General features: G+C 65.9%; 11 protein-coding genes. 8 read left to right on the top strand and 3 right to left on the bottom strand.

The features are described 5' to 3' along the window. Positions 1-8 precede the first annotated feature (8 nt). A complete protein-coding gene (gene argH / locus ACQ4OD_RS23180) occupies positions 9-1,403 on the bottom strand; it encodes an argininosuccinate lyase (RefSeq protein ID WP_102683522.1) in 1,395 nt (464 codons plus the stop codon). Positions 1,404-1,700: 297 nt separating this feature from the next. Here argH and ACQ4OD_RS23175 point away from each other — a divergent pair, with 297 nt between their 5' ends. The 7 genes from ACQ4OD_RS23175 to rsd all read left to right on the top strand — a co-directional run bounded on the left by ACQ4OD_RS23175 (position 1,701) and on the right by rsd (position 8,161). Continuing rightward, entirely contained in the window at positions 1,701-2,450 is a 750-nt protein-coding gene (locus ACQ4OD_RS23175; protein WP_102683521.1) for a LytR/AlgR family response regulator transcription factor, read from the top strand. Between the two features lie 169 nt (positions 2,451-2,619). After that, positions 2,620-3,561 carry a hydroxymethylbilane synthase gene (gene hemC, locus ACQ4OD_RS23170; RefSeq protein WP_102683520.1) on the top strand — a complete coding sequence of 314 codons (942 nt, stop codon included), beginning with the start codon at positions 2,620-2,622 and terminating at the stop codon, positions 3,559-3,561. Then, positions 3,558-4,328: a uroporphyrinogen-III synthase gene (locus ACQ4OD_RS23165; protein WP_110697080.1), complete on the top strand. Its 771-nt coding sequence runs from the start codon at positions 3,558-3,560 to the stop codon at positions 4,326-4,328. Before hemC ends, ACQ4OD_RS23165 begins: the two co-directional genes overlap by 4 nt. A 46-nt stretch (positions 4,329-4,374) precedes the next feature. Beyond that, a complete protein-coding gene (locus ACQ4OD_RS23160) occupies positions 4,375-5,475 on the top strand; it encodes a uroporphyrinogen-III C-methyltransferase (RefSeq protein WP_102683518.1) in 1,101 nt (366 codons plus the stop codon). Beyond that, positions 5,472-6,710, top strand: coding sequence for a heme biosynthesis protein HemY (locus ACQ4OD_RS23155; RefSeq protein WP_102683517.1), 1,239 nt, complete (start codon positions 5,472-5,474; stop codon positions 6,708-6,710). Before ACQ4OD_RS23160 ends, ACQ4OD_RS23155 begins: the two co-directional genes overlap by 4 nt. A 252-nt stretch (positions 6,711-6,962) precedes the next feature. Further along, entirely contained in the window at positions 6,963-7,460 is a 498-nt protein-coding gene (locus tag ACQ4OD_RS23150) for a disulfide bond formation protein B (RefSeq protein ID WP_139674496.1), read from the top strand. Between the two features lie 230 nt (positions 7,461-7,690). Continuing rightward, the gene (gene rsd, locus ACQ4OD_RS23145; RefSeq protein ID WP_198754952.1) at positions 7,691-8,161 is read left to right on the top strand and encodes a sigma D regulator; all 471 of its coding nucleotides are present in this window, start codon (positions 7,691-7,693) and stop codon (positions 8,159-8,161) included. Between the two features lies 1 nt (position 8,162). Here rsd and ACQ4OD_RS23140 read toward each other — a convergent pair whose 3' ends face one another. Continuing rightward, positions 8,163-8,828: an FKBP-type peptidyl-prolyl cis-trans isomerase gene (locus ACQ4OD_RS23140; RefSeq protein ID WP_258599683.1), complete on the bottom strand. Its 666-nt coding sequence runs from the start codon at positions 8,826-8,828 to the stop codon at positions 8,163-8,165. Positions 8,829-9,052: 224 nt separating this feature from the next. On the opposite strand from ACQ4OD_RS23140, the gene ACQ4OD_RS23135 reads away from it, so the two are divergent. Beyond that, complete coding sequence (locus ACQ4OD_RS23135) at positions 9,053-10,150, top strand: AlgP family protein (protein WP_430944997.1); 1,098 nt, start codon at positions 9,053-9,055, stop codon at positions 10,148-10,150. Here the strand turns inward: ACQ4OD_RS23135 and ACQ4OD_RS23130 are convergent. Then, positions 10,126-10,605, bottom strand: coding sequence for a TIGR02444 family protein (locus tag ACQ4OD_RS23130; RefSeq protein ID WP_430944996.1), 480 nt, complete (start codon positions 10,603-10,605; stop codon positions 10,126-10,128). The two genes, ACQ4OD_RS23135 and ACQ4OD_RS23130, sit on opposite strands and share 25 nt — an antisense overlap. Positions 10,606-10,619: the final 14 nt, after the last annotated feature.

Here is a 10,619-nt window from a genome sequence, read left to right as displayed (position 1 = left end):
GTGCGTTGTCAGCGCGAAGCCAGCAGTGCCTGGCCGCGAGCCACTGCCGCGCGCACCTGGGCCGGCGCGGTGCCACCGATGTGGTTGCGGGCGTTGACCGAACCTTCCAGGGTCAGCACGGCAAACACGTCCTGCTCGATCTGGTCGCTGAACTGGCGCAGCTCTTCCAGGCTCATCTCGGCCAGGTCCTTGCCGGTGTCGACGCCATGCTTCACCGCGTGGCCGACGATCTCGTGGCAGTCACGGAACGGCAGGCCGCGGCGCACCAGGTAGTCGGCGAGGTCCGTGGCGGTGGAGAAGCCGCGCAGGGCCGCTTCGCGCATGATCGCGTGCTTGGGCTTGATCGCCGGGATCATGTCGGCGAAGGCGCGCAGCGAGTCGCGCAGGGTGTCGGCGGCGTCGAACAGCGGCTCTTTATCTTCCTGGTTGTCCTTGTTGTAGGCCAGCGGCTGGCCTTTCATCAGGGTCAGCAGGCCGGTCAGGGCGCCGAACACGCGGCCGCTCTTGCCACGTACCAGCTCGGGTACGTCCGGGTTCTTCTTCTGCGGCATGATCGAGCTGCCGGTGCAGAAGCGATCGGGCAGGTCGATGAACTGGAACTGCGCGCTGGTCCACAGCACCAGCTCTTCGGAGAAGCGCGACAGGTGCATCATCGCGATGCTCGCGGCGGCGCAGAATTCGATGGCGAAGTCGCGGTCCGAGACGCCGTCCAGCGAGTTGCCGGCCACGGCTTCGAAGCCCAGCAACTTGCAGGTCAGCTCGCGGTCGATCGGGTAGGTGGTGCCGGCCAGCGCGGCGCTGCCCAGGGGCATGCGGTTGGCGCGCTTGCGGCAGTCGACCAGGCGCTCGTAGTCGCGGCTGAGCATTTCGAACCAGGCCAGCAGGTGGTGGCCGAAGGTCACCGGCTGGGCGGTCTGCAGGTGGGTGAAGCCGGGCATGATGGTCTCGGCTTCACGCTCGGCCTGTTCCAGCAGGCCCTTTTGCAGGCGGGTGATCTCGGCCAGGATCAGGTCGATCTCGTCACGCAGCCACAGGCGGATGTCGGTGGCCACCTGGTCGTTGCGGCTGCGGCCAGTGTGCAGCTTCTTGCCGGTGATGCCGATGCGATCGGTCAGGCGCGCCTCGATGTTCATGTGCACGTCTTCCAGGTCGACGCGCCAGTCGAAGGTGCCGGCCTCGATCTCGCCCTGGATGGTCTTCAGGCCATCGATGATGGTGTCGCGCTCGGCGTCGCTGAGTACGCCGACCTGCGCCAGCATGGTGGCGTGGGCGATCGAACCCATGATGTCGTGGCGGTACAGGCGCTTGTCGAAATCGACCGAGGCGGTGAAACGGGCGACGAAGGCGTCGACGGGCTCACTGAAGCGGCCGCCCCAGGACTGATTGGTCTTGTCGGTGCTCATGGATTCACTCGTTGAAGGCGTGAACGGAAAAGTGGCGCCGATCATAGCAGGGTTGCGCCCGCCGCCGCAGGGCGCTGGTCGCGAGAATCGTCCGGTAACAAGGGGGTGCGGCATATTCAACGATTGAACGGCAGTGTTCCACGGAGCGTCTACAGTTGGACAAAGGGCTGGCGGTGAATCTGCCAGGCCAGTGAATCTTTGGCCTTCGCACCGGTCTGTAGCGTGACCGCGTTTCGGTCGCCCCACACTTGTCTACGCTATACCCGTGCGAGACTCACTCAGGAATCCAGCGCAATTATGAATGTCCTGATCGTTGATGATGAACCCCAGGCCCGCGAGCGCCTGAGCCGGCTGCTTGGCGAGCTGGAGGGTTACACCGTGATGGAGCCCAGCGCCACCAACGGCGAGGAGGCCCTGACCCTGATCGAAAGCCTCAAGCCCGACGTGGTGGTGCTGGACATCGGCATGCCGGGCCTCGATGGCCTGCAGGTCGCCGCCCGGCTCTGCGAGCGCGAGTCGCCGCCGGCGGTGGTGTTCTGCACCGGCGACGACGAATACGGCAGCGAAGCCTTCAGGGACAGCACTTTGAGCCATGTCGAGAAGCCCATCCAGCCCCAGGCGCTGCGTGACGCCTTGCGTCGGGCTGAAAAACCCAACCGCGCCCAGCTGGCGGCGTTGACCCGCCCCGCAGGCGATACCGGCGGCGGCCCACGCAGCCATATCAGTGCCCGCACGCGCAAGGGCATCGAGTTGATCCCTATTCCCCAGGTCATCTATTTCATCGCCGACCACAAGTACGTCACCTTGCGCCACGAGGCAGGCGAAGTGCTGCTCGACGAACCCCTCAAGGCCCTGGAAGACGAGTTCGGCGAGCGGTTTGTGCGTATTCACCGCAACGCGCTGGTTGCCCGTGAGCGCATCGAGCGGTTGCAGCGCACGCCGCTGGGGCATTTCCAGCTCTACCTGAAGGGGCTAGAGGGCGATGCCCTGACCGTCAGCCGTCGGCATGTGGCCGGGGTGCGCAAGATGATGCAGTCCTTGCACTGAATACCCTTCGACAGCGTGAGAGCGGCCTTGCCCCGCGATAAGGTGCATTGCCCACCATCGCAATCGCGGGTCAAGCCCGTTCCCACGTGGCGCTTTGCTGATCTGAATCTGCGGGCACACCCGGAGGAGCTGTTATCATCGACGGCATTTCTCTGGTTCGGGGCGTTTCATGTCCACTCGCGAAATCCGCATTGCCACCCGTAAAAGTGCCTTGGCCCTGTGGCAGGCCGAATATGTAAAAGCCCGCCTGGAGCAGGCGCACCCAGGTCTCGTCGTAACCCTGGTGCCCATGGTCAGCCGCGGCGACAAGCTGCTCGACGCGCCGCTGGCGAAGATCGGCGGCAAGGGCCTGTTCGTCAAGGAGCTGGAAACCGCCCTGCTCGACAACGAAGCCGACATCGCCGTGCATTCGATGAAAGACGTGCCCATGGACTTCCCCGAAGGCCTGGGCCTGTACTGCATCTGCGAGCGCGAAGACCCGCGCGATGCCTTTGTTTCCAATACCTTTGCAAGCCTCGAGGCACTGCCGGCCGGCAGTGTTGTCGGCACTTCGAGCCTGCGCCGCCAGGCGCAACTGCTGGCGCGTCGGCCCGATCTTCAGATCCGCTTCCTGCGCGGCAACGTCAATACGCGCCTGGCCAAGCTCGATGCCGGCGAATACGACGCCATCATCCTCGCCGCCGCCGGCCTGATCCGCCTCGGCTTCGAGGACCGCATTACCGCCTCCATCAGTGTCGATGACAGCCTGCCGGCTGGTGGCCAGGGCGCGGTGGGGATCGAATGCCGTAGCGCTGATACCGAGATTCATGCCTTGCTGGCGCCGCTGCACCATGCCGACACCGCTGACCGGGTGGTGGCCGAGCGTGCCCTGAACAAGCGCCTCAATGGTGGCTGCCAGGTGCCGATCGCCTGCTACGCGGTGCTTGAAGGCGAACAGCTGTGGCTGCGTGGCCTGGTTGGCCAGCCCTCCGGTGGCACCTTGCTGGTGGCCGAAGCCCGCGCTGCGCGCGTGGATGCCGAGGCCTTGGGCATACAGGTCGCCGAAGACCTGCTGGGGCAGGGCGCCGAGGCGATCCTCAAGGAAGTCTACGGCGAGGCCGGCCACCCGTGAGCCCCTGGCGCCTGCTGCTGACCCGCCCTGAAGAGGACTGTGCGGCACTGGCGCAGACGCTGGCCGACGCGGGTATCGCCAGCGCCAGCCTGCCTTTGCTGGTGATCGAGGCGCTCGCGCCGGACCCGGCGCAGATGCAGCGCCTGCGGACGATCGCCGGGGCTCAGGCCATCATCGTGGTCAGCAAGCCGGCGGCCCGCCTGCTGCTGGAGCAGCTCGCCCAGGCGGGAGTGAAGCCGCCTTCCGCAGGTTGGTTCACGGTAGGTGAGGCGACGGCGCGAATTCTTCAGGAGCATGGGCTGCAAGTGGCCTTTCCAGCGGCCGGTGACGACAGCGAGGCCTTGCTCGGGCTGCCCGCCTTGCGCGAGGCTATTGCTGAGTCACCGAGGCCGCGCGTCCTGATCGTGCGCGGCGTCGGAGGTCGTGAACTGCTGGCTGAGCGTCTTGCCGAGCAAGGTGCTAGTGTCGATTATCTGGAATTGTATCGCCGCTGCCTGCCCGACTACCCTGCCGGAACCCTCGCCCGACGCATCGATGGGGAACGCCTCAATGGCCTGGTGGTCAGCAGTGGGCAGGGGCTGGAACACTTGCATCGACTCGCGGGTGCGCACTGGCCGCGGTTTTCCCGATTGCCGCTGTTCGTGCCCAGCCCACGGGTCGCCGAACAGGCCCGCGCACTCGGGGCGCTGGATATTGTGGATTGCCGTGGCGCCAGCGCCGCGGCCTTGCTGGCAGCCGTGCAGCGAACCGCTGCGCCTGCCTCTTAAGGCGCTAAGCTAGAGAGCGATGCGCCACCATGCAAAGGATGGATACGTGAGCGAAACTGTCTTGTCCAACACCGAACAGCCCGTGGCGTCCGAGGCGCCGGAATCCGCCACCGCCAAGCCCGCCCGACGCTCCGGCAACGGCCTGGCGCTGCTGGCCCTGCTACTGGGCGCCGCAGGCGTCGCGGTCGGCGGCTGGGGCGTCTGGCAGGTTCGCCAGCTGCAAGGCAGCGAACAAGGCCAGGGCGAACACCTGCAAGCCCTCAACCAGCGCGCCGACGCGCTGCAGCAGCGCGAGCAGCAGCTCAGCGCGCAGCTGGCCAGCCTTCCGGCAGCCAGCGAACTGGAAGATCGCCGTCGCCTTGTAGCGCAACTGCAGGGCGACCAGCAGCGCCTGAGCCAGCGCCTGGAAACCGTACTGGGCGAAAGCCGCAAGGAATGGCGCCTGGCCGAGGCCGAGCACTTGCTGCGCCTGGCGACCCTGCGCCTGTCGGCGTTGCAGGACATCACTAGCGCCAAGGCGTTGGTCGAGGGCGCCGATGAAATTCTTCGTGAGCAGAGCGACCCGGGCGCCTTCGCTGCCCGCGAGCAGTTGGCACGTAGCCTGGCGACGCTTTCCAGCACCCAGCAGCCGGACCGTACCGGCCTGTTCCTCAAGCTCGCCGCGCAGCGTGAGATGGTCCAGCAGCTCAGCGCCCAGTCGCCCGAGTTCGACAGCCAGGCCGACGCCATGGGGGCCCTGACCGCCGATGGCGACGGCGCCAGCCGCTGGTCACAGTGGTGGGCGGAAATGTCCAAGTACTTCCAGATCGAGTTCAATGCCGACGACAACGTTCGCCCGCTGCTGTCCGGCCAGTCGCTCAACCAGCTGCGCCTGGCCCTGAGCCTGACCATCGAACAGGCACAATGGGCGGCGCTCAATGGCGAAGCCAAGGTCTACACCCAGGCCCTGGACGATGCGCGCAGTGTGTTGCTGGCCAACTTCAACCCGGACAATCCGCAGAGCAAGGCGATGCTCGACAACCTCAACCAGCTGGCCGACCAGCCGGTGTCGGTGGTCACGCCTGACCTGAGCGAGAGCCTGGCTGCGGTGCAGGCCTATATCCAGCGTCGCCACCTGCCGGCCACCACGGAAGGGGCCAAGCCATGAAGCGCGTCTACCTGCTGGCAGTGTTGGCGATCGTCATTGCCGCGGCGCTGGGTATCGCGATCGCCAAGCACAGCGGCTACGTGCTGATCGCCTACGGCGGCTTCCGCTATCAGTCGGGGCTGTGGGCGGCACTGGGCGCGCTGGTCGGGATCGTCCTGCTGTTGCTGCTGGCGCGTTACCTGGTCGGGCTGGTGCTGACGTCCTCCGGGGTGGTCAACCCCTGGTCGCGGCGCAACCGCAGCCGCCGCAAGCGCATCGCCATCGAGCAGGGGCAGCTGGACCTGGCCGAGGGGCGCTGGGCAAGTGCCCAACGCCACCTGCAGCGTGCCGCCGAATCCGATCGCCAGCCACTGCTCTACTACCTCGGCGCCGCCCGTGCCGCCAACGAACTGGGCCGGGTCGAGGAGCGTGACCAGTTGCTCGAGCGCGCCCTGGAGCGCCAACCCCAGGCAGAGCTTGCCGTCGCCCTGACCCATGCCCAACTGCAGATGGACCGCGGCGAAAGCGACGGGGCGCTGGAGGCCCTGCAGGCCATGCAGGAGCGCCATCCGCACAATGCGCAGGTGCTGCGCCTGCTGCACCGCCTGCACCTGGAGCGTGGTGACTGGCCGGCGCTGATCCGCCTGCTGCCTGACCTGCGCAAGCACAAGGTGCTGCCAGCGGCCGAACTGGCCGACCTGGAGCAGCGTGCCTGGGGCCAGAACCTGGGCCTGGCGGCGACCCGTGACGAGGACCCGCAGACGGCGCGCCAGGCGCTCGAGCGCGCCTGGCAGCAGTTGACCAACGCCCAGCGCCAGGAGCCGCAACTGGTGTCGGCCTATGCCGAGCAGCTGCGCCAAATCGGCGCCCAGGGTGAAGCCGAGCAGGTGTTGCGCGGCGCGCTCAAGCGTGGCTACGAAAGCCATCTGGCCCGCTTGTATGGGCTGGTGCGCGGCGATGATCCTGGGCGCCAGTTGCAGACGGCCGAAGGCTGGCTGAAGGAGCATCCGCAGGACCCTAGTCTGTTGCTTACCCTAGGGCGCCTGAGCCTGCAGAATCGCCTGTGGGGCAAGGCCCGTGACTACCTGGAGAGCAGCCTGCGCATGGAGCGCAATCCAGAGGCTTGCGCGGAGCTGGCGCGGCTTCTGGCCGGCCTTGGCGAGACCGAGCGCAGCAACCAGCTGTTCCAGGAAGGCTTGGGGCTGCTGGATGAACGTCTGCTGGCGTTGCCGTTGCCGGAGGGGGTTCGGGCCTGAAGGGGCCTGGGCTCGCCCCACGCAGAGCTCATGGCCCTCGTGGGGCCGTGCCTGGCACCGGTTTTGTTGCCTTGGCATGCGTAAATGGCGGGCGCTGAACTTTCCTTCGTCCGTGTCGGAATGTTCCCACTTTCTACGAAAATGATTCCCTATCCATTCAGCGACTTGTCTGCGCTGTAGCGACTTGATACAAAGCGCCCCTTTCCTCTACCGTTTCAAACCACATCTCCTCTTTTCGGATCACCTTCGCCCATGTCGCTGGCCTGCCTGCGCAGCTTTTTCTTTCCCGCCTTCCTGGCCGCCGTCGCTGTGCTGGTGGCGTCGTTTCGCCTCGAGAACGTGATCGGCCTCGACCCTTGCGCGCTGTGCTTCAGCCAGCGCCTGATGCTGGGGCTCTATGCGCTGGCTTGCCTGGGTGCGGTCGTCCACGCCGGTCAGCAGCGATTGCATGCCCGGTTGGCCTTGGGGTTCTCGGTTGCCGGCGCCTTGCTGGCCGGTCGACATGTCTGGTTGCAGGCCGAGCCGTTGCCGCTCAGCGGTTGTCATCTGCCGCTGGCGCACCTGATGGAGCGTCCCTGGGGCGAGATCCTGCGAACCTTCCTGCTGGGCAGCCCGGAATGCGTGTCGATCAACTGGAGCTTTCTCGACCTGACCCTGCCTGAATGGAGCCTGCTGGCGTTCCTGTTGCTGGCCGCGCAACCACTGTCGTGGCTGGTGGTGTATCGATTGCGCCACGGCGCGGTGGCTTGATCCAGCGCAACGAGCCGGGGATTGCGCGACCAGTGGTGGCCGGCAGAGGGATTAAACGCTTGTATGAACTTAGTCTGCTGCGTACCTTGATGGGCAGGTCGCGCGGGAATAATCTCCCAGCACGCATACCGAAAATACAACTGCTCGATGCCGTTTGCTGATGTCACCTTTGTGCCACGGTGTTGTGTCGCGAGGTGCAGCGGCATCTACCCAGAAGGGAAGAGATCGCCATGCTCGATAGTTGCCAGAACGCCCAGGAACGCTGGGGCGGTGTTCACAAGCTGATCGACCGTTGGCTGGAGGAGCGCCAGGAACTGGTGCAAGCCTTCCGCGCCCTGCGCGATGCCAAGCCGGCGTTTGCCGACAAAGAGAAGAACCGCGATTTCTGCGCCGTGCTGGTCGACTACGTCTCGGCCTGGCATTTCGAAGTCAGCGAGCAACTGGTCAGTGAGGCCAAGGCATTTGGCGATACCGGCGCGCTGGAGCTGGCGCAACAGATCAACCCACGCATCGATGACAGCACCCAGATCGCCCTGGCTTTCAATGACCATTGCGAGAAGGGCGAGTGCAGGGATACCGAGCGTTTCGCCGAGAAACTGGCCAAGCTCGGCAGCCTGTTGCACGAGCGCTTCGAGCTGGAAGACTGCCTGATCGAAGTGTTGCACACCGCCCACAAGCAAGAGGACGCGGTGCAGGCCTGATTCAATCGGCCACGGCCATCAACTCGATCTCGAACACCAGCGGGGTGTAGGGCGCGATCAGGTCACCCGCACCGTCGGCGCCATAGGCTTGTGCCGACGGAATCACCAGGCGCCATTTGGCCCCCGCTTTCATCCGTGGCAGTACCACCTGCCATCCCGCGATCACCGAATCCAGCTTGAACCACTGCGGCTGCAGGTTCTGGTCGAATACCGTGCCATCGGGCAGCTTGCCCACGTACCGTACCTGCACACGACCGGTGGCCTTGGGTTGTGCGCCGGTGCCGCTGGCCAGTTCGCTGTAGAGAATCCCTTCGGGCAATTCGTGCACCCCAGCCTTGGTCCGCTCGCCAGCCATGAAGCGCTTTTCGGCCTCCACCAGCTTGTCCACCTGGGCCTGCTCGGCGGCGGCGTTGGCTTGTGTTTCGTGCTGTTCGAGGATGGCCTGCATGCGTGACTTGGCAATCCGTGGCGGCTCGCCCTGGTAGGCCTGGCGCAGCCCTTCGACCAGTGCGTCGAGCTGCAGGCCGGGCACCTCCTGACGCAGCCGTTCACCGAGGCTGCTGCCCAGGCTATAGGCCAGGTCGCTGTCGTTGACCGGGGCGGTCTCGGCATTGGCCAGGGAGAGCGGCGTCACCAGGCACAGGCCGAGAATCAGATAACGAGGCATGGAGGTCTCCTGCGGCAATGAGCGCGAAGTATGCCAGCGTTGTTGGCCAGAGATGTGTAAATATCGGCACTGCACTAATGGGCAACTACACTTGTTTCCAGCTGCAAGACAACAACTTTGCCCAGGCATGCAACGCGGCGCTACCGAGACTGTCAACATGCCCTAGCGGCGGTAGCAGCAGAAGCATAGTATGAGCCGCACTCTCGTCAGCCAGGAGGTAAACCATGTCGGCCAAAAAGAAGCCAGTAAGTACGCCGTTGCACCTGCTCCAGCAACTTTCGGGCAGCCTGCTCGAACATTTGGAAGATGCCTGCTCCCAAGCGCTGGCGGATGCCGAGAAACTCTTGGCCAAGTTGGAAAAACAACGTGGCAAGGCCCAGGAAAAACTCCACAACGCCCGCCTGAAGTTGCAGGACGCCGCCAAGGCCGGTAAAGCCAAGGCACAAGGCAAGGCACAAAAAGCTGCTGGCGAACTTGAAGACTTGCTCGATTCGCTCAAGGATCGCCAGGCGCAGACCCGTACTTATATCCAGCAACTCAAGCGTGATGCCCAGGAGAGCCTGAAGCTGGCCCAGGGTGTCGGCAAGGTGCGAGAGGCGGCCGCCAAGGCCCTGGGCGCACGTACGGCAACACCGAAAGCTGCCGCCAAGCCCGCTGCAACCAAAGCCCCGGTCAAGGCTGCTGCCAAGCCGGCAACCCGTCCAACGGCCAAGCCTGCTGCTGCCAAGGCAGCGACCAAGACTGCCGCCGCCAAGCCAGCCGCCGCCAAGCCAGCCGTCAAGCCAGCCGTCAAGCCAGCGGCCAAGCCTGTTGCCGCCAAGGCTCCGGCGAAGACTGCCGCCGCTAAACCGGCTGCCAAGCCAGCGGCCAGGCCCGCTGCCGCCAAGGTTCCGGCGAAGACTGCCGCGGCCAAACCGGCTGCCAAGCCAGCGGCCAAGCCTGCTGCCGCCAAGGCTCCGGCGAAGACTGCCGCCGCCAAACCGGCTGCCAAGCCAGCGGCCAAGCCTGCTGCTGCCAAGGCTCCGGCGAAGACTGCTGCCGCCAAGCCAGCGACCAAGCCTGCTGCCGCCAAGGCCCCGGCGAAGCCTGCCACCGCCAAGCCAGTGGCCAAGCCTGCTGCTGCCAAAGCCGCCCCGAAGCCGGCAGCCAAACCTGCAGCCAGACCGGCCGCCGCCAAAGCCCCGGCCAAACCTGCCGCCAGCAAACCCGCCGAAAGCAAGCCTGCCACTCCGGCCGCCAGCGCCACTCCGGCGCCAGTGACCGGCGGCACCGCGCCTGCGGCCACCGGCACTCCGACTCAGTCGCCGACTTCGGCGTCCTGAAGCCCACGGGCCGCGGCGCGCAGCTGATGCAGCGCGTCGTGGTCCCGGGCCTGGTCCGGCGCCAGCCGGGCCAGCCAGTCCGGCGCTGCGCCCGCTTGTGCCGGCCACTCACGCGCCAACGCCTCCAGGCGTTCCAGCAAGGAGCGTTCAGCCTGCAGTTCCAGAGCTTTCACCTGCTCACGCATCACGCCCAGTTGCGGGTCGGCCAGCGCGTGTTCGCGCCACTGCCGGCGCAGGGCGCGTAGCGGCGCCACAACATCGCGCTGCCAGGGCCGAGCCAGCGCCTGCAGGATGGCAATCCGTTGTTCGTCGGGGGCTATGCCGCGGGCCTGTAGCCAGGTGCCGCAAAGCAGCAGGCAGACATCGCCGCCCAGTTCCTGGAGGGCCAGGCAAGCTGCCTCGACACCCGGCCGGGCATACAGGGCCAGGGCATGATTCCACAGGTCGGTGTGCATGGTTTCACTCGCGC

The sequence above is a fragment of the Pseudomonas sp. WC1 genome (assembly GCF_050586565.1).
Lineage (GTDB): Bacteria > Pseudomonadota > Gammaproteobacteria > Pseudomonadales > Pseudomonadaceae > Aquipseudomonas.
The sequence above is the reverse complement of the archived record's forward strand: the minus strand, read 5'-3'. Positions and strand labels throughout refer to the sequence as shown.

Excerpts from the sequence above, each read along its gene's own strand:
- ACQ4OD_RS23155 (WP_102683517.1), top strand. The coding sequence starts at position 5,472 with ATGAAGCGCGTCTACCTGCTGGCAGTGTTGGCGATCGTCATTGCCGCG.
- ACQ4OD_RS23135 (WP_430944997.1), top strand. The coding sequence starts at position 9,053 with ATGTCGGCCAAAAAGAAGCCAGTAAGTACGCCGTTGCACCTGCTCCAG.
- ACQ4OD_RS23150 (WP_139674496.1), top strand. The coding sequence starts at position 6,963 with ATGTCGCTGGCCTGCCTGCGCAGCTTTTTCTTTCCCGCCTTCCTGGCC.
- argH (WP_102683522.1), bottom strand. The coding sequence starts at position 1,403 with ATGAGCACCGACAAGACCAATCAGTCCTGGGGCGGCCGCTTCAGTGAG.
- hemC (WP_102683520.1), top strand. The coding sequence starts at position 2,620 with ATGTCCACTCGCGAAATCCGCATTGCCACCCGTAAAAGTGCCTTGGCC.
- ACQ4OD_RS23175 (WP_102683521.1), top strand. The coding sequence starts at position 1,701 with ATGAATGTCCTGATCGTTGATGATGAACCCCAGGCCCGCGAGCGCCTG.
- ACQ4OD_RS23140 (WP_258599683.1), bottom strand. The coding sequence starts at position 8,828 with ATGCCTCGTTATCTGATTCTCGGCCTGTGCCTGGTGACGCCGCTCTCC.
- ACQ4OD_RS23130 (WP_430944996.1), bottom strand. The coding sequence starts at position 10,605 with ATGCACACCGACCTGTGGAATCATGCCCTGGCCCTGTATGCCCGGCCG.
- rsd (WP_198754952.1), top strand. The coding sequence starts at position 7,691 with ATGCTCGATAGTTGCCAGAACGCCCAGGAACGCTGGGGCGGTGTTCAC.